The following is an 18,677-nucleotide window of genomic DNA, read 5'->3' on the forward strand; positions in this document are numbered from 1 at the left end:
GTCAGCCTTCCTTATTCCGCACTCGGGGGGATCACGATGATGGTCGCGGTGGTGGCGATGTCGTCGACCGCCACGGCCCCGGGCACTCGGTAGCCCTGCCCCACGGCAGCGCGGGTAGCGGTCCCACCGATGGCGCGGCCCGCCAGACTCGCCAGCGCCGTCTCGCCGAACATTCCGTTCTGACCGACGGCGGCCAGCTCGGGAGCAGCATCGAGCGCCGTCGCGTTCATCTCGGCCGCAACCGTGCGGACCGCGGGCACGGCCGACGCCCAGTTCTGCGGCACTGATAAGGCGCCGATGGTGCCGGCCCGGCCGACCGACGCCAGCGCCCCGACATTCCCGCCGCCGGAGTATGAGCCGCTCAGCAACCCGCTGTGCAGCAGCGGCGACAGTGCGCCGACGATGGGCTTGGGGCTGAGCAACGGCCCGATGCCTTGGATGCCGGTACCCAGGGCCGGGATACTGATGCTGACCTGCCACCAGTTCTTGAACAACCCCGCGATTCCGAGCGGGCTCCATGGTCCCGAGCCGAAGGTGCTGATGGTGCTGGTGAACGTTGTGATCGTCTTCTCGATATCCGCGATGCCCATGGTCACCCAGGGCGGCAAGTTCAGTGGCGCCGCAGCCGGGAACCAGGTGAGGAACTCCTTGCTGAGGTTCGTGAGATCCGTTCCCCACGTTGTCAGTTCGGCATTCAGCTGAGTCAGCCACGATGACAGGCTGTCAGCTCCCGACTGCGCCGCGGCGGCCGACTGGGTGGCCTGCCCGGTGTCGTTGGTGGTCGCGGGTGCGGCGGTGAACGGCGTCAGCTGGCTCGCCGTGGCGGCAGCCCCGGCGTAGCTGTACATCGCGCCCGCGTCTTGAGCCCAGAATTCGGCGTAAGTGGCCTCGTTGGCGGCGATGGCCGGCGTGTTCTGACCCAGAAAGTTCGTTGCGACCAGCAAGGCCAACAGCGCCCGATTCGCGGCGATCACCGGTGGCGGGATGCTGGCGGCAAAGGCGGCCTCGTAGGCCGCCGCTGCCGCCTGGGCCTGGGCTGCGGTCTGCTCGGCCTGTGCCGCGGTGCTGCTCAGCCACGTCGTGTACGGCGCCGCCGCGTCCGTCATCGCGGTGGACGACGGCCCCTGCCAGCCCGAGCTGGTCAACTCGGTGACCGTGGACGCGTATGAGGTCGCGGTGGTCTGCAATTCGCTGGCCAGGGCGTCCCAAGCGGTCGCCGCCGCGAGCAATGGTGCCGAGCCCGGCCCGGAGTAGATCCGGCCGGAGTTTACCTCCGGCGGTAGCGCTCCGAAATCCAACATCCGCTTCCCTCGCTAGTGTGTGGTCCCCGGCGCTCGCGCCTTGTCGCGCTGAGCGGTTCACAAGTTGGCGGGAGCTTCTGTTGGCTGCTGGCAATCGGGTGCATATTGCCTGGCAGTTGCCTGGATTTTCCCGTTGCTGGAAGGCTAGCCAGCACCACCGATTCTGGCGTCGACGTAGCTCGCGGGGTTACACCTTGGCGGCGGTCCGCAGGCATCGCGAGCGCCGGTCGGGGGCTTGCTTATCGCGCCCCGAAAATGCCCCGTGAACTGCAGAAATTCCGGGCCTGGCGGTGGCCGATTAGTCGCATGGAGCCGATGAACGACCGGTGTCGGCGAATAAAAATCTGGGAATCAAAAACTCGGGTCTATGCCCTCGCCGCTGACCCGCTGCGCGGATTTCCCGACGTTTCAGCACGCCACACCGGGTTTTGCGGCCCATCAACTCCGGCGCCGTTGGGGGCCGTTGGGGCGGGCGTGAGCGTGGGAAAACCTGCGAACCTGCCGGACGGGCCTACAGTCTTCTCAGAAGCGATGTTCGCACTTGAGGAGACATGCACATGTCGTTCGTCACCACGCAGCCCGAGGCACTGAGCTCGGCGGCCACCGCCCTGGGCGGGATCGGCTCGTCCTTCAGCGCTCAAAACGCCGCCGCGGCGGCCCCGACAACCGGGGTGGTCCCGGCCGCAGCCGACGAGGTGTCGGCCCTGACGGCGGCCCAGTTCGCCGCGCACGCGCAGCTCTACCAGGCTGTTGCTGCCCAAGCTGCCGCGATCCACGAGCAGTTCGTGAACACCCTGTCGACCAGCGCTGGGTCGTACGCGGCCACCGAGGCCGCCAACGCCGCCGCCGCAGGCTAGCTAACAATTTTCTGCCTGCCGGGCCCTGTGATGGCACCCGGCCGACAGTTATTTGTCGGACCCGTCGAAGGCGTCGGCCGCAGTGCCGATAGCTCGACATAGGAAGATCAGTGCCGGAATCCGTATCGCAGGCAGGGACCACCCTTGTCGACGCCGAACGCTTGATGCAGAGTGGCAACTTTGAGCAAGCAGCGGAGATGCTCGAGAACGCCGTCGAGGCGGAGCCCACTATTGAAGCGCTGTACTTGCTCGCCACCTCGTATCTGGAACTCGGAGAGTATGACAAAGCACTTCACTATGCGTCGGCCGCGGTAGAGAAGGATTCCTCCTCCGCGCCTGCTACAGATTTACGCGCGAAGGTGAATCTGGCTCTGGGACAATATGATTCCGCGTTGTCGGATTACATCGCTCTTGCTGACCTGTGTCGCGAACAGCGCCAGCCGCCGCCCGACAGTTATCCCATTCCAGCGCATTTCGCCCTGCACAACATCGAACAACTCGACCACATCCTGACCGTCGCACATCGCGATCAGCAAGCGCCCGCCGCGGCGTCGACCGAACAACTTCTCGGTCTGCGTCGCGGCCTCATCGACGTGATCGATAAGGCAAACGGCGAAGCGCCATGGGTGTCCGTCCCGGGCAGAAGCAGTCAGATCCTCGCCGATCCGCCGTACGTGAGGATTTCCGAGCAGAGGCTGCCACGATATTTGAACCCGGCAGTCGACTTTGGGCCGATCCAGCAAGGTATCTCGACCGGTCAGCAGTTCCAGGTCATCGACGACTTCCTCACGCCGGCCGCGTTGGAGCAGGTGCGAAAGTTCTGCTTGGAATCCACCGTCTGGCGCCACCCGTACAAGTTCGGCTACGTCGGTGCTTTTCCGCAAGACGGATTCGCGAGCGTCTCGCTGTTCGCTGTCGCCGAAGAGTTGCTTGCGGCGCTCGGTGAAGCATTCGAGGGATATCAACTGGCGCAATGGTGGGGGTTCGTCTACGACTCCAAATTGCCGGGCACCGATATCCACGGTGATGATGCCGATTTCTCGTTGAACTTATGGATCACCCCCGATTCGGCGAACCTCGACCCGAATTCGGGCGGCCTGGTTGTCTGGGACACGACTGCACCAAGTGACTGGACCTTCGACGCTTACAACTCGGGAGGGGACCGCGTCACGCAGTTCCTCCGGGAGCGCAACGCTGAATCGCAGGTCATTCCCCACCGCGCGAACCGGGCAGTCTTGTTCGAAGGGCACCTCTTTCACCGAACCGATGGGTTCACCTTCGCGCCGGGGTTCGCCAATCGGCGACGCAGCCTGACCTTCTTGTTTCGGCGCACCAAGCGCTGATGACGGCGCGGCCGGCGGCGAGCGCCTGCTGCGGGCCGGCCGTTGCGTGTAACCCGAGACGCTATGGACCACTGACAGGCAAGATTCTCGGTGGAGCCACGCTCTCGACAGGCAGGCGATATGTGACGGCACACGGCGATTCCGTCGGCCCGCGACCCTTGCGGTTGGTGTCCGGCGACGGCTACCCGGACTGGGAGGCGGTCTATCAAGACAACGCCACCTGGGTTTATCGCACCATCCATGCGCGAGTCGGCAACCGGGCCGACGCCGAGGATCTCACCGCCGAGGTCTTCCTGGCCGCGCTGCGGCCAATGCGACTGACGGCCAGTGTCGGTGAGGTTCGCGGCTATCTGCGGGCCACCGCGCGAACCGTGCTGGCCGCGCACTGGCGTGAGACGCTGGGGCGGGAGATCACCTCGATTGACGACATCGAACAGCCGCCCGAGAGCGAGCAGGCGATCAGCACCGCCCCGCAGCGGGTGGCCGGTGTACTTGGACAGTTGCCGGACAACTATCGGCGGATCTTGGAATTGCGTTTCCTGCAAGGGCGTTCGATCAAGGACTCGGCGGCCGAAATGGGAGTTAGTGTCGCCAATGCGAAGGTGCTCCAGCATCGGGCATTGCGCCTGGCCGCACAGGTCAACGAAAAGAGCGGATCATGAACGCGCGTGGGTTGCGCAGGTACATCGACGACCTGCTGCGGGGCCGTCGCCCAAAGCCGTTCCGGCCCGGCGACTTCGAAGCCGCACAAATTCGGACGGCGATCGACCTGCAGGCAGCAAGGCTGGGCAGTGATGCCCCACGGCAGGAATTCCTCACCGACCTGCACCGTCGGCTCGCGGAGCAACAGGACGGCACCGCCGATCGGGCGCCGAAGTCGACTGCGACCCGAAGGAATGTCATCGTCGGGACGTCGGCAGCCGCGGCGGCGGCGGTGGCGGCGGTGTCCATCGATCGGGCGTTGATCGATGGCGCTCAGGTCGCCGACGGAGGCAACAGCGGGTCCCGGGAGCTCACGCCGAGCAGTGGACGCTGGGTGCCCGTCGCGGCCAGCGCCGACGTGCCCGACGGATTCATGCGGCCCTTCGATGTCGGCGCCGTGATCGGGTTCGTTCGTCGAGTCGATGGCAAGCCCGAAGCCGTCTCGGGGGTGTGCACTCACCAGGGTTGCCGACTGTGGTTCGACGCGCCCGACGACCGACTGCGCTGCCCGTGCCATTCGACGTCGTTTTCGCCCGTCGGCCAGGTGTTGACCCATCAACTACCGATAGCACCAAAACCGCTGCCCACGTTGATGGTTCGCGAGCAGGGCGGCGCGATCGAAGTGTTCGTTCCGGCACCGCCGACCGAACACGCCTAATCACGTGTAACCCACCGCGCTATCTCTTGGCGACGCGTATTTTTCCGCCGAGGATGGAGGTGTATCGCTATGCCCGGACGACCTCGGGGCTCGCGTGCAGTGGTTCTGATGTTGATGGTGCTGGCCGGATGCTCGTCATCCCCGTCAGTGAAGGCGCCTTCGGTGACCTTCGGACCGGCGGCGACGACGCCCGGAATGCCGGGTATGGGCGGGATGCAGCCGATGCCGAACGTGCCTGCGAGTCCGGCCGCCCCGACCGCAGGATCAGCAGCTCCGGTGGCCGGCAACGCCGTCAGCATCGACAACTTCGCGTTCGCCCCCACGACGCTGACCGTCCCAGCGGGTAGCACGGTCACCTGGACCAACCGGGACGAAGAACCGCACAACGTCGTCGCCGACGACGGGTCGTTTCACTCACCTGGAATGGGTTCGCAGACAACGTTTACCTACACCTTTGTGAAAGCCGGCAAGTTCGGCTACGTCTGCTCGATCCACCCGTTCATGCATGCCACCGTGGTGGTGACGCAATGACGGACGCGCCGCACACCATGAATCGGCGCCAACTGATTCGGCACAGCGCATGGTTCGGTGCAGCCGTCGGCCTGGCAGTGGTTGGCGGCGAAGTCATCTCCCACGTCGCCGGCACCGCCGATGCCGCGCGCAATCAGGGCCGGCCCACCCTGAGGTTCGCTCAAATCAGCGACAGCCACATCGGGTTCCTGGGTAAAGCAAATCCGAATGTCGCGGGCTCGTTCAGCCAGGCGATCGATCGGATCAACAACCTCGGTTACACACCGGATTTCGTGATCCACACCGGCGACCTGACCCATATGGCCACACCGGGCCAATTCGATCAGGTCAAGCAGATGATGACCGGGTTGAACACGTCGCACGTGTTCACCGTTCCCGGAGAACACGACTCGATCGACGATGCGGGCCAGAAGTACCGCAGTTCTTTCGGCGCCGGGACCCGTGGGGACGGTTGGTACAGCTTCGACGTCGCCGGAGTGCATGTGATCGCGTTGGTCAACACACTGAACCTGAAAAAGCTTGGGCACCTTGGCGTTGAGCAACTCGAGTTCGTCGCCAAAGATGTGGCGGCACTGCCCAGCGACACGCCGATCATCGTATTCAGTCATATCCCGCTGTTCGCCATGTATCCGGAATGGGGTTGGGGGACCGACGATGCCGCCCAGGCGCTGAGCTATCTGCGCCGCTTCTCGTCGGTGACCTGCCTCAACGGCCATGTCCATCAAGTCTTTTCCAAAACCGAAGGCAACGTGACGTTCCACAGTGGAACCACGACCGCCTATCCGCTGCCGCATCCCGGCGACGGGCCGGCGCCCAAGCCGGTCACCCTGCCGGCCGGCAAATTACACGACGCGCTGGGAATCCGTGAAGTCAGCTACAACCGGGGCGAGACCGTGCTCGCCTTGAAAGAGAAGGCACTGCAATGACGCTGATCCGGATCGGGATGGCCGCTGCGATGGCGATCACTGGGGTCAGTCATGCGTATCTGTATGTCCACGGCTACCAGCACATCCCGACGATCGGCACAGCTTTCGTCGTGCAGGCCAGTGTCTCGTTCGCTCTCGCGGTGCTGATTCTGCTCGGCGGCCCATGGTGGCTTCAGTGGGCTGCGGCCGCGGTGGCCGGCGGTGCACTGGTCGCCTTTGCGTTGTCACGCACCGTCGGACTCTTCGGATTCTCCGAAACGGGATGGCAACCGTCGCCACATGCGGCGATCAGCGTGCTTGCCGAACTACTGGCCGTCGGGCTGTGGGCGGTCTACGCGATCGGGCACCGGACCAAGCGCGGATTCTGACAGAGCCGGCTTGGGCGCCTCTGGCAATGACGGGATACTCAACCTGACTGGTATGTCATGTTGTGGCGTGTCCGCAGCCGGGGCAGAACCGCGCATTCTGCGAGTGCGGGGCTCCGCAGTTCGAGCAGTAGCGGTTGGTGGCCGCGGTGGCGGAATCGGCGGGCGCGGCGTTTGCCCCGGACGGGACCGGGCCGGTCACCGGCGCGCTTGGGGGTGGTTGATTCGCGGAGTCAGGCGGTGTCGACCACCTCTGCTGGACTGGGGTAGACCCCGAATGGGGATCGCTCAAGTCGGCGCCGGTGGTCAGCTCGGCCGGTTGGTGGATCGTCGGGTTCCACCTGGGCTGGGAACCCTGGCCCGGGAAGTATGCTGCGGCGCCGGCGGGCTTAAGGCCTCGGCGCCGCAGCAGCAGTACCATCACCGCGGCCGCAACGGCGACGAGCGCCACACCGCCGAGGACGAACCACAGAGCGCTAAATCCCGAGGAGGTCGGGACGTCTCCGAACTGTGCTTGGGCCTTCGTCGCGTTGGTCTTGAACACCGCGGCCTGTCCGTAGTTCCGCGACAGGGCGAGAATCTTATCGAACGTTGCGATCGCAGAGGTGTAATGCCCCGCGTAGTAATCGGTGAGGCCGCTGCGGAACTGGACATCGAGGGGACCCAGCTCGGCCTTGGTCCCGTTGCGGGTGAGCAACTCGGTCAGCCCCGACGCCGGCGCAATGAAGTTGAAGGCCTGCGTTTCCCCGGCGGGTAAGCGGCTGTTGACCCCCAGGACCTTGCCGTCGATCCCGACGGTGGGGCCTCCGCTCATGCCCTGCGACAGTGCTGAATCGGTCTCATAGACCGGTACCGATGCGTCGGTCTTGATGGCGCTGATGGTGCCATCTTTGTTATCCGGATTCAGGGAAAAGTCGGTGATCTGTTCGGTGCTCGCCGGATAACCGATGGACACGACCTGTTGACCGACCTGGACGTCAGAGCCGGCGGCTAGTTCGCTCGACGGCAGATCGGTGGCCTCCACCTTCAGCAGCGCGACATCACCCTGGGACACCGGACGGACCTCAACGACCCGGGCGGGTAGGACCTGCGGTTTTGCCCCAGGCCCGGGATCGATCGCAACACGCAGCTTCTGATCGATGGGGGACCCCCCGGCCTGTCCCTCGATCTTCCAATTCGCCATCGCATCGCTAAAGAATTTGCTCGCGTCGATGGTCGGGTCTTTTTGGACGTCTTGGTTGACTATCTGATGGATGATGTCGGCCCGCGCTCCCTCCGGTCCGAGGTCGGCGCAGTGTCCGGCGGTGCCCACATATCCCGTCGGGTTGACCACGAAACCGGTGCACGAGATGGTCACCTTGAAGGGTTGATCGATATCGGTGAAATACCCTTTGTCGGTCCCCACGTAGGCGCTGAGGTCCCCCTCGATATACACCACCGCCGGGCGGATCAGATTTTCGGCCAACTGCACCGGCGTCGCCTTCGGCCGAGCACCCTGGTCGGCCCGGCTCACAGGGGCACCCACGAATACAAGCCCTACCACCGACACCAGCACCGCAAGTGATCTGAGTTGGGAGTGAAACATTTCCAACCCCCTTCGGCATTGAGGGGACCGCCACGGACCTTCCTGACCGCTACTTCCCTGGTGGGGAGGGCAGATGGCCGTCCTACCAAGGCAGCGGATACGACGGTACCCGGAAGGACTGGTTACGTATCAGGTTTAGCGGAAGGATCTCGACCGCATTCAGGCATTGGCGCCGCCCGCACAGCGGTGATGCCCAGACGCCGACGCACCCGCGCCCAGAATCGGGCCAATTACGTTGCCGCCGAGCGACGACATGATCAAGGGAGGCGAGAGCGGATGCGGCGACTGCCGATCGTCGCAAAATGACGAGTCGCCGCCCTGCTGGATGTGGGACGGGTTATTTCTTGGACGGGATCACAATCACCACGATCAGCGTCAGAATGCTGAAAAATAATCCGAGGATGCCCCAGCCGAATGGGTTGCGGCCCTTGGTCCCTGCGATGAGCGCGCACACGATAGCCGCGATGACGCTGCCGATCGCGACGAAAATGCCCTTGATGCCGCGCAAGATAAAGCCCGCGGCTTCCGGCTGGCTATAGCTGGCCAGTAACAGTTGATGAAGCATGATGACCTCCTCAACACCAATAGGGTCACCCGTGTGAAGCCACGGATGGAAATACCCCAAACGGGCTGAATCAAACCGCCGTCCTAGCGGTTACGCAGGCCCTCAACGAAAGCCCGGGCCTCGTCCCAGCTCGGTAACATTCCGGCGGCGCGCACTTCGTCCAGGGTGGGTGCGGCAGCGTCACGGTCGGAGATCACCAGTTCGTGCCCGCTGGGCCAGTCGATCGCCAACGCCGGGTCGGTGGGGGCGATGGTGTGTTCGCGTTGCGGGTTGTATTCCGCTGAACACAGGTACATCACCGTCGAATTATCTTGCAGTGCAAGGAACCCATGCGCCAGCCCCTCGGACAGGTAGACCGACTTGTGGCTATGAGCGTCGAGCACGAGGGCGTCCCAGCGTCCGAACGTCGGCGATCCCACCCGGATGTCGACAACGACGTCGAAAACCGAGCCGGACAGGCAGGTCACGTATTTGGCTTGGCCCGGCGGCAGTTGGGCGAAATGCAGGCCGCGCAGCACGCCGGCCGCCGATACCGAGCAATTGGCTTGCTGGACGTCCAGGCGATGACCCGCGAACTCGGTGAACTCGCGGTCGGTGAGCCATTCGAAGAACATCCCTCGTGAATCGGCATGCAGTGCCGGCGTAATCTCCCATGCTCCGGCAATGTCGAGTTCGCGGGCTCCCATCTCATTGACCCCGCTGCTCGTAGCGAGCCTCGACGGCGTCTTTCAGTGGCCGCCACCAGGATTCGTGGTCGCGATACCAGTCGATGGTGAGGCGCAGACCTTCGGTAAAATCGGTATGCTTTGGCGCCCAGCCTAATTCACTGCTCAGCTGAGTCGGATCGATCGCGTACCGGAGGTCGTGGCCGGCGCGGTCGACAACGTGATCGAAGTCGTCGGGATCGCGTCCCATCAACTCGAGCAGGGTCCGCAGCACCGAAAGGTTGTCGCGTTCGCCGTCGGCACCGATCAGATACGTCTGCCCGGCCCGGCCGCGTTCGAGAATGCGGCGGACCGCGTCGTTGTGGTCGTCGACATGGATCCAGTCCCTGACGTTGGCCCCTGTGCCATACAACTTCGGCCGTCGGCCGGCCAGCACGTTGGTGATCTGCCGCGGGATGAACTTCTCAACATGCTGATACGGCCCATAGTTGTTGGAGCAGTTCGAGATTGTCGCGTGCACACCGTACGACCGCACCCAGGCTCGGACCAGCATGTCGGAGGCCGCCTTGGTCGAGGAGTACGGGCTCGACGGGTTGTAGGGCGTGGACTCGGTGAACCGCTGCGCATCGTCGAGTGCGAGATCGCCGTAGACCTCGTCGGTGGAAACGTGATGCAGTCGCACCCCGTGCCGGCGTACCGCTTCCAGGATGGTGAAGGTCCCGATCACGTTGGCCTGCAGGAACGGGGCAGGGTCGGCCAGTGCATTGTCGACATGTGTTTCGGCGGCAAAGTGCACCACCGCGTCGGACTCGTCGACCAACTGTGAAACCAGTTCCGCGTCGGTGATATCACCTTGCACCAGCCTGATGTCGGCGTCGACAGCAGCCAGTGATTCGCGGCTGCCCGCATATGTCATGGCATCCAGAACCGTCACCGCGTCGTCCGGATGGTCGCGCACGGTGGCGTGCACGAAATTGGCGCCGATGAACCCAGCGCCACCGGTGACCAGCAACCGCATGGAGAAACCCTAGCCCGGCGGTCAGCCGGCGGGCGTCAACCCCAGCGCGCCGGCCAGTTCTTCCAGCACGCCCACCAGCTTGCCGTCTGGCCCGCCGAGCACCTGGATCGCCACGTGATCGGCGCCGGCCTCCAGATGCTCGTTGAGGCGCGCTGCGATCTGCTCGGGGGTGCCGTAGGCGACCACTGCGTCAATCAGCTTGTCGCTGCCGGGTTTACGTACGTCGGAATCGGTGAACCCGAGCCGGAGCCAGTTGTTCACGTAGTTGCTCAGGCCAAGGTAGAAATCAACCGTCTTGCGGCCGATTTCACGCGCCTCGTTGGCATTGGCGGTCAGCACCACCTTGTGTTCGGGAGCCAGAAACACCGTGTTGCCGATCAGCTCGCGCGCGTGCGCGGTGTGCTCCGGCGTCGTCAAGTACGGATGCGCACCGGCACTGCGTTCCGCCGAGAGGGCCAGCACTTTGGGGCCCAGTGCTGCGAGCACTCGCCGGCTGGTCGGCACCGATGCGCCGTCGAGCTCGTCGAGATAGTCGACGAGCGCTTCGTAGGGCTTCTTGTAGTCGCCGGTGTGTTCGGGATGGCCTACACCGACACCCAGTAAAAACCTTCCGGGGTAAGCACTTTCGATGCGATGGTAGGACTTGGCGACGTCGGCGGCCGGCGACGCCCAGATGTTGATGATCCCGGTCGCCAGTTGCAGTGCCGACGTCTCGGCCAGGGCCGGTTCCACCCACTCAAGGTCGGCATCGGGGGAGCCGCCGATCCAGGCCGCGCCATAGCCAAGTGATTCGATTTGTTTGGCGAGATTCGGGCTGATGGATCTGCTGGAGAGCCAGACGCCGAACCGGCCCAACTCGGGTTTGAGCGAAACGCCCTCGGTCATCTAGGTCCCCCTCTGGTTCGTCAGGCCGGCGTCAGTCCGAGCGGCCCCGCGAGTTCGGCTAGCGCCGACACTAGGTTTTCATCTTTGGTCAGGATCTGCACAGGCACGTGGTCGGCACCGGCGTCCAGGTGCTCTTTCAGCCGCGCCGCAATTGCCTCCGGGCTGCCGTATGCCACCAGCGCATCGATCAGGCGGTCGCTGCCCGGGAAGGTTACCTCTTCCTCGGAGAAGCCCAGCCGCTTCCAGTTGTTGCGATAATTGGCCAGGTTGAAATACACCGGGAGCACCTTGCGGGCGACGGCGCGCGCCTGCTCCGGATCGGTGGTCAGCACCGCCTTGTGTTCGGGCGCCAAAAACGCCGACGGGCCGATCAGCTCACGGGCCTGCGCGGTGTGCTCGGGGGTCGTCAGATACGGGTGCGCGCCGGCGCTGCGCTCGGCCGAAAGCTTCAGCACCCGTGGGCCCAGCGCCGCGACCACCCGACGGTCGGCGGGAACCCCGTACTCGTCGAGCTGATCCAGGTATTGCACCAGCGCGTCGTAGGGCTTGCGGTATTCGGTGACCGCCTCGGGATGCCCGACGCCGATGCCCAGCAGGAAACGGCCCGGGTAGGCCCGGTCGATGCGATGGAACGACTCGGCCACCGGTTTGGCGGCCGCCGACCAGATGTTGACTATGCCGGTGGCCACTTGCAGCGTCGTCGTCGCTTCCAGAAGGGGTTCGACCCACTCCAGCTCGGCGGGCGGCGAACCGCCGACCCAGACGGACCCGTAACCCAGGGCTTCGATGTCTTTGGCTTGTGCAGGTGTGACGCCGCGTCCGAATGATCCGAACCGGCCAAGATTGGGCTTGCTCGCTGCAGAATCGGTCATGGTTGCTCCAACCTACCGCCCGGTCGGCCCTATTCCGCTTGCGGTGAATCCTCGCCGGGTTCGTCCAGCGGTAGGTCGACATCCATGGCCGGCGGCAACTCCACCGGCAACAACACGATGAAGCGGGTGTCGCCTGGCACCGACTCGACGCGCAGATCCCCGCGATGCTTCTTGACCACGATCTTCCAGGCCAGATCCAAACCCAAGCCGGTACCTTCGCCGACCGGCTTGGTGGTGAAGAACGGATCGAAGATTTGCTCGCGCACGTCGTCGGGGATCCCTGGCCCGGTGTCGCAGATCTCGACCCGGACCATTTTCTCGCCGTCCCGGCGGGTCCGAATCGTCAGTGTGCCACCGCTTTCGCCCATCGCGGCAATGGCGTTGTCGATGATGTTGGTCCACACCTGGTTGAGATCGCCTGGGAAACAGGGAATTTGGGGAAGTGTTTTGTCAACTTCCTTGACCACCTTGATGGTCTTCGCGCCTTTGCCGCTGTCCTTGCCCAGCCGGTCGGCGAACATCGTCAGCGTGCTGCGCAGCAGTTCGTGGACATCAGCCACCTGGAACGGCGCGCGGTCCATCTGCGAATACTGTTTAGCGTCAGCGACCAACGCCGAGATCCGTTTGCTGGCTTCTGCAATTTGGTTCAGCAGCAGTTCGCCGTCGATCGTGTAACAGAGCCAGCGGATCGCCTTTTCCAATGACGTCGAGGCGTCGAGTTCTTCAGTGGTCGCGGATATCCGCTCCAACCAGTCGGTGTCGATACCGCCTTCGACGAAAGTCGGTGCCAGATCCCATGCGTCGTCGATGCCGTGGTCCTCGAGCCATGCGCCGACGGCGTCCTCGTTATCAGCGGTATCCAGCGCGCTCAGGTGCTCCGATCCTGCCTTGGCGACTTGCTCGGCGATTTGCTCCTGCAAGTGCACCAGACCGCGCAGTGCCTCCGGAGTGATGGTGCCGTCGGCGAGCATCACCATCTTCTGCCGCATGCCGGCGATGCGCTCGCGCAGCTCGGCAGCGGCCCGCACGCTGGCCGCCGCGGGATTGTTGAGCTGATGGGTCAGCCCGGCCGACAGTTGCCCCAGCGCCAGCAGCTTTTCGCGGTTGTCGATGATTCGCCGGGTCCGGTCGGTGCCCACCGCGATCCCGTCGAGCAGATGGACCGCCATCGGGAATTGGTCCTTCATGAACTTGGCGAACACCGGAGCGTCCATGACGAAGAAGCGCGACGGCTTGGTCACGTGCACCGACGCGTCGTAGCTCTTTTGCTTCCCGCCGGTGAACGCTCGCCATGCGCCGAAGTACACCCCGCGCTGCGACGTCCGGTTCGTCTCGATGTCCTGGCCGCCGGAGAGCTTCGACATCGTCAGCTCGCCGTCGATCAGAACGTAGAAACAGGTCGCCGGCTCACCCTCGACGATGATCGGCCCCGGCTGAAATTCCTGAATATGCCCGTTGGCGCACAACGTCGCGAGCTGCTCGTCGGAGAGTGCCTCGAACAGGAACAGGGTGCGCAGCTCGTCGGGCTGACACAGCGATTTACTTGTCATGATTCCGCCAGGTATCGGTGGACCAGCATCACGGCCATCGATCCTTCACCGACGGCGGCCGCGACCCGTTTGGCGGATTGGGAGCGCACATCGCCTGCCACGAATACGCCCGGCACGCTGGTCTCCAAGTGGTGCGGCGGACGGTCCAGGGTCCATCCGCACACGTTGCGCAGATCCGGTCCGGTGAGGATGAAGCCGTGGTCGTCGCGGGCGAGCACCCCGTCGAGCCAGTCGGTGCGTGGTGCCGCGCCGATGAAGATGAACAGCCGCGCACAGGTGACCTCCTCGATCTCCTGGGTCCGGTTGTCGATCAGGCTCAGCTTTTCCACGTGGCCGTCCCCGCTGACCTTCTGCACCTCGGTGCAGGTGCGGACGCTGATGTTGGGTGTCGCCTCGATCTGCTGAATCAAGTAGTACGACATCGACGCCTCCAGCGACGGGGCCCGCACGACGATTGTCACCGATTTGGCCTTGCGGGACAGATACATTGCAGCCTGCCCGGCCGAGTTGGCGCCGCCGACCACGTAGACCTCTTCGTCGGCGCACTCGGACGCGACCGAGACCGCGGCCCCGTAGTAGACCCCGCAACCGGCCAGATCGTTGCAGCCCTCGGCGTCCAGATTGCGGTAGGCGACGCCGGTGGCCAGGATGACCGCGTGCGCGTCGATCGCGCCGCCGTCGGCGAACCGCACAGTGCGCTTCGGGCCGTTGACTTCCAGCGCGATGGCTTTGCGCGCGGTGATCAGCTCGGCGCCGAACTTCTCTGCCTGCCTGCGCGCCCGGTCAGCCAACTGGCTGCCGGACACTCCGTCCGGGAAGCCGAGATAGTTCTCGATGCGTGAGCTCTGGCCGGCCTGGCCGCCCGTGGCGATGTGCTCGATGAGCACCGTCCGAAGACCCTCGGACGCGCCGTAGACGGCGGCCGCCAAGCCGGCCGGCCCGCCCCCGATCACGATCAGATCGTAGAACTCCTGCGAAGGATTGGTGGTCAGGCCGAGCTTGTCGGCCAGCTCGGCATCGGAGGGCTCGATGAGCGGGTCGCCGCGTTCGGTGATCACGACGGGCAGCCGCATGCCGTCCGCGCCGGCGGCGTTGAGCAGCCGCTCGCCGTCGGGCTCGTCGGCCATGAACCAGTTGTAGTGCAGCCCGTTGCGGGCCAGGAAGTCGCGAACCTGCCACGACCGCGCCGACCAGCGGTGGCCGACCACTTTGGTGTGCGGAACGGGATGCTCGGGCGCGGCCCGCCAGGCTTCCAGCAGCGCGTCGATGACGGGGTAGAGCTTCTCCTCGGGCGGATCCCACGGCTTGAGCAGGTAATGGTCGAGGTCGACGACGTTGATGGCGTCGATGGCGGCGTGGGTGTCGGCGTAGGCGGTCAGCAACACCCGCTTGGCCGCCGGATAGAGGTCCATCGCCGACTCGAGGAACTCGATACCGGTCATCTGCGGCATCCGGTAGTCGGCGACGAGCATCGCGACCGTCTCACCCCGCAACCTCAGTTGCTTGAGGGTGTCCAGCGCGTCCGGGCCGGATTCCGCCCGAACGATCCGGTGGGCGTCGCCGTAGTGGCGACGCAAGTCCCTGGCTACGGCTCGGGACACCGCGGGATCGTCGTCGACGGTCAGCATCACTGGTTTGCGGGATGCGCTATCGGGACTTGCGGGCGTTGTCATCAGCGTCAAGTATGCGCTCGGCACGGCCGCTGCGGCGAGCCGAGCGAACATGCTCGATTCCGCCGCTGGAGATAATCGGTCAGGTCGTGACCCATGTCTTATCGCCGCCTCGCGGTGCTCGTCGCACGAATCCGGTTAGCCGCTTCACACTTCCGTGCCACGATGAGAACCCGCTGAAGGCTGCTGCAGGAGGGGCTCGTTGCAGGGAACGTCGTTCGGGAACTACCAACTGATCGAGTTGCTGGGCCGAGGCGGCATGGGCGAGGTGTGGCGTGCATACGACACCGTCATCGACCGGGTCGTTGCCCTCAAGATATTGCCCGGCGAGATTTCCCGAGACGAGGTGTTCCAGCAGCGGTTCCGGCGTGAAGCGCACGCTGCTGCGCGATTGAACAGTCCGCACGTGGTGCCGATTCACACCCACGGCGAAATCGATGGGCGATTGTTCGTCGACATGCGGCTGATCGAGGGCACCGACTTGCAGTCGATCCTGGACGTCGGGCCGTTACCGCCCGCACGGGCGGTGCGCATCGTCGAACAGGTAGCCAGGGCATTACAGGCGGCGCACCAGGCGGGACTTCTGCACCGCGATGTCAAGCCGGCCAACGTTTTGATCGACGCCGATGACTACGCCTATCTGATCGATTTCGGAATCGCCCGCGCGGTCGGCGAGCGGGCTTTGACAAGCGTCGGAGACGTCATCGGGACCTTCCATTACATGGCCCCGGAACGGTTTTCGACCCAAGGCGTCGGCGCGCCGCCAATCGATGCCCGCTCGGATATCTATTCGTTGGCGTGTGTGCTGTATGAGTGCTTGACCGCCGAGCACGCGTTCCCGGGGGACAGCCTGCAGCAACAGGTGAGCAACCACCTCGGCAGTCCGCCGCCGCGGCCGTCGGCGACCACACCGGGGCTGTCGCGAGCACTGGATACTGTCATCGCCAAGGGCATGGCCAAAAATCCCGACGAGCGCTATCAGACCGTCATGGAGTTGGCACAGGCCGCCCGCAACGCCGTGACGGCGCCGATGCCCCTTCCGCGCCCTCCGGAGTGGCGCGAGCCGGCCCCGCAGCCGACCGGACCGCCGGCTAGAGCCGCCGCGGCCACCGCCCAGCAAGGGGTGCCCCAGGCAGGCGTGTTCGCTCGGCCGGAACCTTTCGCTGACTCCTCACGACCTAACCCGCCGCCGCCGGCCCCCCCTTGGTGGCGCCGCAAACTTGTCGTCATCTCGGTCGCGGCTTTGCTCACCGTGACTGCCGTTGTCGTTGCCGTGACCCTCGCCGGTAATCACGGCTCAGCACCGGTGAACCCCTGGCAGGTGACGCTGCCATTCACCGGTCTGCGCGAACCGCAAGGGCTGTCGGTAGATATCGGCGGCACGGTATACGTCGCCGACACCCTGCATAACCGGATCTTGGCGTTGCCCGCCGGCTCGAACGACCCAGCCGAGCTGCCGTTCGAAGGTCTCAGTTATCCCAGCGGCGTGACGGCCGACAACACCGGCACCGTCTACGTGAACGACTCCGGCAACAAACGGGTGCTCGTCCTTCCTGCCGGCTCCAGGAAGCAGACTCAACTTGCTTTCACCGACCTCGACCATCCGACCGGCCTGACGGTGGACAGCGCCCACACCGTCTATGTCACCGACACCGCGAAGAATCGGGTTGTTGCGCTGGCCGCGGGCTCGAACAAGCAGTACGAGCTACCTTTTACCGGCCTCAACGCTCCCACCGGTTTGGTGGTCGGTGCCGGCGGAACGATCTACGTCGTCGATGGTGGCAACAACCGGGTGCTGTCATTGGCCCCCGGCTCGAAGACGCAGGCCACGGTGCCGTTCGTCGGTCTCTCCGATCCCGGGGGCGTGACGGTGGACAACGAGGGCGCGGTCTATGTGACCGATAGCGCCGACAATCGTGCGCTGAAACTCCTCGCGGGATCGGGCAAGCAAGTCGTCCTGCCGTTCACCGGTCTCGACTATCCGTGGGGCTTGGCGGTCGACAACAACGGCACCGTCTACGTCGCAGGTCACAACAACAAAATTCTGGCGCTACGGCCCAATTAGGCACGGCGCAGCCCGACCGATGGCTAGGCCCTGGGCCCCGTCGGCGGCGCATTTTGCGTCGACCCTGGCCATGCGGGTAAAGTGGCGAAACGGTGCGGCGTCTCTTGCCGACTTTTTGCGTGCCCTGTCCTAGGAATTTCCTGTCACCGGCTCACGTTGATTGTCGGCGACTGCTGCGCTGATCCGGGCGAAGAAGCAACGAAACCAAAGACGAGGATTTTAGAGAACTTATGGCCAAGAAGGACGGCGCCATAGAGGTCGAGGGCCGCGTAGTCGAGCCCCTGCCCAATGCGATGTTTCGCATTGAGCTGGAAAACGGCCACAAGGTGCTTGCCCACATCAGCGGCAAGATGCGGCAGCACTACATCCGCATCCTGCCCGAGGACCGGGTGGTGGTGGAGTTGTCTCCCTACGACCTGTCCCGGGGCCGCATTGTGTACCGGTACAAGTAACAGCCCGAACAAGCAACCGACGAGAAGACAGAACAGGATCTGAACAGCCGTGAAGGTGAACCCGAGCGTCAAGCCGATCTGCGACAAATGCAGGGTGATCCGTCGGCATGGACGGGTCATGGTGATCTGCTCTGATCCACGCCACAAGCAGCGTCAGGGCTAGCGGGTCGCCGCCAGTGACCTAGCCCGGCCTGCCGGCACACAACTGAATGCAGACCTCCCAGCACCACTGAACGGTTGGCATCTTTAGAGATGGGCCAGTTCAGCTTCGTCCGGAACGGAGGCCGGACCCCGGATCAGTCAGCCGGGAATGGGCTGAGAACAGACCTCCGCATAGAGAAGGAATGCCACCCATGGCTCGACTAGTGGGCGTCGACCTCCCGCGCGATAAGCGCATGGAGGTCGCGTTGACGTACATCTTCGGCGTTGGCCGTACCCGTTCCAACGAAATCCTGGCCGCTACCGGGATCGACAAAGAACTGCGCACCAAGGACCTCACCGACGATCAGGTGACCCATCTGCGCGAATACATCGAAGCCAACCTCAAGGTCGAGGGTGACCTGCGCCGTGAGGTGCAGGCCGACATCCGCCGCAAGATCGAGATCGGCTGCTACCAGGGCCTGCGGCACCGCCGTGGCCTGCCGGTGCGTGGCCAGCGCACCAAGAC

20 protein-coding genes are annotated in these 18,677 nt (G+C 64.5%); 11 read left to right on the forward strand and 9 right to left on the reverse strand.

Annotated elements, in window-relative coordinates; translation table 11 throughout:
* Nucleotides 1–11: 11 nt before the first annotated feature.
* Complete coding sequence (locus WAO18_RS04915; protein WP_422204379.1) at nt 12–1,298, reverse strand: PPE family protein; 1,287 nt, start codon at nt 1,296–1,298, stop codon at nt 12–14.
* A 560-nt stretch (nt 1,299–1,858) separates the two neighbouring features.
* Here WAO18_RS04915 and WAO18_RS04920 point away from each other — a divergent pair.
* The 7 genes from WAO18_RS04920 (at nt 1,859) to WAO18_RS04950 (ending at nt 6,686) form a co-directional block, all read left to right on the forward strand.
* The gene (locus tag WAO18_RS04920; protein WP_422204341.1) at nt 1,859–2,158 is read left to right on the forward strand and encodes a PE family protein; all 300 of its coding nucleotides are present in this window, start codon (nt 1,859–1,861) and stop codon (nt 2,156–2,158) included.
* A gap of 110 nt (nt 2,159–2,268) precedes the next feature.
* Nucleotides 2,269–3,501 (forward strand): tetratricopeptide repeat protein, encoded by a 1,233-nt coding sequence (locus WAO18_RS04925; protein WP_422204343.1) that lies wholly within the window; start codon nt 2,269–2,271, stop codon nt 3,499–3,501.
* A 122-nt stretch (nt 3,502–3,623) separates the two neighbouring features.
* Nucleotides 3,624–4,163 (forward strand): RNA polymerase sigma factor, encoded by a 540-nt coding sequence (locus WAO18_RS04930; RefSeq protein WP_422204345.1) that lies wholly within the window; start codon nt 3,624–3,626, stop codon nt 4,161–4,163.
* A complete protein-coding gene (locus WAO18_RS04935; protein WP_422204347.1) occupies nt 4,160–4,861 on the forward strand; it encodes a Rieske (2Fe-2S) protein in 702 nt (233 codons plus the stop codon). The genes WAO18_RS04930 and WAO18_RS04935 overlap by 4 nt, the downstream gene beginning before the upstream one ends.
* A gap of 162 nt (nt 4,862–5,023) precedes the next feature.
* Complete coding sequence (locus tag WAO18_RS04940; protein ID WP_422204348.1) at nt 5,024–5,392, forward strand: cupredoxin domain-containing protein; 369 nt, start codon at nt 5,024–5,026, stop codon at nt 5,390–5,392.
* A complete protein-coding gene (locus tag WAO18_RS04945; protein WP_422204350.1) occupies nt 5,389–6,318 on the forward strand; it encodes a metallophosphoesterase family protein in 930 nt (309 codons plus the stop codon). Before WAO18_RS04940 ends, WAO18_RS04945 begins: the two co-directional genes overlap by 4 nt.
* Nucleotides 6,315–6,686, forward strand: coding sequence for a hypothetical protein (locus WAO18_RS04950; protein ID WP_422204352.1), 372 nt, complete (start codon nt 6,315–6,317; stop codon nt 6,684–6,686). Before WAO18_RS04945 ends, WAO18_RS04950 begins: the two co-directional genes overlap by 4 nt.
* 55 nt (nt 6,687–6,741) lie before the next feature.
* On the opposite strand, the gene WAO18_RS04955 is transcribed toward WAO18_RS04950, so the two are convergent.
* The 8 genes from WAO18_RS04955 to WAO18_RS04990 form a co-directional block, all read right to left on the reverse strand.
* Entirely contained in the window at nt 6,742–8,196 is a 1,455-nt protein-coding gene (locus WAO18_RS04955; protein ID WP_422204354.1) for a trypsin-like peptidase domain-containing protein, read from the reverse strand.
* Between the two features lie 409 nt (nt 8,197–8,605).
* The gene (locus tag WAO18_RS04960) at nt 8,606–8,833 is read right to left on the reverse strand and encodes a deoxyribodipyrimidine photolyase (protein WP_422204356.1); all 228 of its coding nucleotides are present in this window, start codon (nt 8,831–8,833) and stop codon (nt 8,606–8,608) included.
* Between the two features lie 83 nt (nt 8,834–8,916).
* Nucleotides 8,917–9,519 carry a dTDP-4-dehydrorhamnose 3,5-epimerase gene (gene rfbC, locus WAO18_RS04965; RefSeq protein WP_422204357.1) on the reverse strand — a complete coding sequence of 201 codons (603 nt, stop codon included), beginning with the start codon at nt 9,517–9,519 and terminating at the stop codon, nt 8,917–8,919.
* 1 nt (nt 9,520) lies between these two features.
* On the reverse strand, nt 9,521–10,516 hold the full coding sequence (gene rfbB / locus WAO18_RS04970) for a dTDP-glucose 4,6-dehydratase (RefSeq protein WP_422204359.1): 996 nt from the start codon (nt 10,514–10,516) through the stop codon (nt 9,521–9,523).
* 21 nt (nt 10,517–10,537) lie between these two features.
* A complete protein-coding gene (locus tag WAO18_RS04975; protein WP_422204361.1) occupies nt 10,538–11,401 on the reverse strand; it encodes an LLM class F420-dependent oxidoreductase in 864 nt (287 codons plus the stop codon).
* A gap of 20 nt (nt 11,402–11,421) precedes the next feature.
* Nucleotides 11,422–12,273, reverse strand: a complete 852-nt coding sequence (locus tag WAO18_RS04980) for an LLM class F420-dependent oxidoreductase (protein WP_422204362.1) — start codon at nt 12,271–12,273, stop codon at nt 11,422–11,424.
* 29 nt (nt 12,274–12,302) lie between these two features.
* Nucleotides 12,303–13,823 (reverse strand): ATP-binding protein, encoded by a 1,521-nt coding sequence (locus tag WAO18_RS04985; protein ID WP_422204364.1) that lies wholly within the window; start codon nt 13,821–13,823, stop codon nt 12,303–12,305.
* Complete coding sequence (locus tag WAO18_RS04990; protein WP_422204366.1) at nt 13,820–15,496, reverse strand: FAD-dependent oxidoreductase; 1,677 nt, start codon at nt 15,494–15,496, stop codon at nt 13,820–13,822. Before WAO18_RS04990 ends, WAO18_RS04985 begins: the two co-directional genes overlap by 4 nt.
* A 199-nt stretch (nt 15,497–15,695) precedes the next feature.
* On the opposite strand from WAO18_RS04990, the gene WAO18_RS04995 reads away from it, so the two are divergent.
* The 4 genes from WAO18_RS04995 to rpsM form a co-directional block, all read left to right on the forward strand.
* A complete protein-coding gene (locus tag WAO18_RS04995; RefSeq protein WP_422204368.1) occupies nt 15,696–17,558 on the forward strand; it encodes a serine/threonine-protein kinase PknD in 1,863 nt (620 codons plus the stop codon).
* A 230-nt stretch (nt 17,559–17,788) separates the two neighbouring features.
* Nucleotides 17,789–18,010 carry a translation initiation factor IF-1 gene (infA, locus tag WAO18_RS05000; protein WP_003418601.1) on the forward strand — a complete coding sequence of 74 codons (222 nt, stop codon included), beginning with the start codon at nt 17,789–17,791 and terminating at the stop codon, nt 18,008–18,010.
* Between the two features lie 49 nt (nt 18,011–18,059).
* Nucleotides 18,060–18,173, forward strand: coding sequence for a 50S ribosomal protein L36 (gene rpmJ, locus WAO18_RS05005; protein WP_003879483.1), 114 nt, complete (start codon nt 18,060–18,062; stop codon nt 18,171–18,173).
* 190 nt (nt 18,174–18,363) lie between these two features.
* The coding region (gene rpsM, locus WAO18_RS05010; protein ID WP_422204372.1) for a 30S ribosomal protein S13 at nt 18,364–18,677 on the forward strand (314 nt) is incomplete at its 3' end.

It is taken from the genome of Mycobacterium sp. (assembly GCF_049278535.1).
GTDB lineage: Bacteria > Actinomycetota > Actinomycetes > Mycobacteriales > Mycobacteriaceae > Mycobacterium.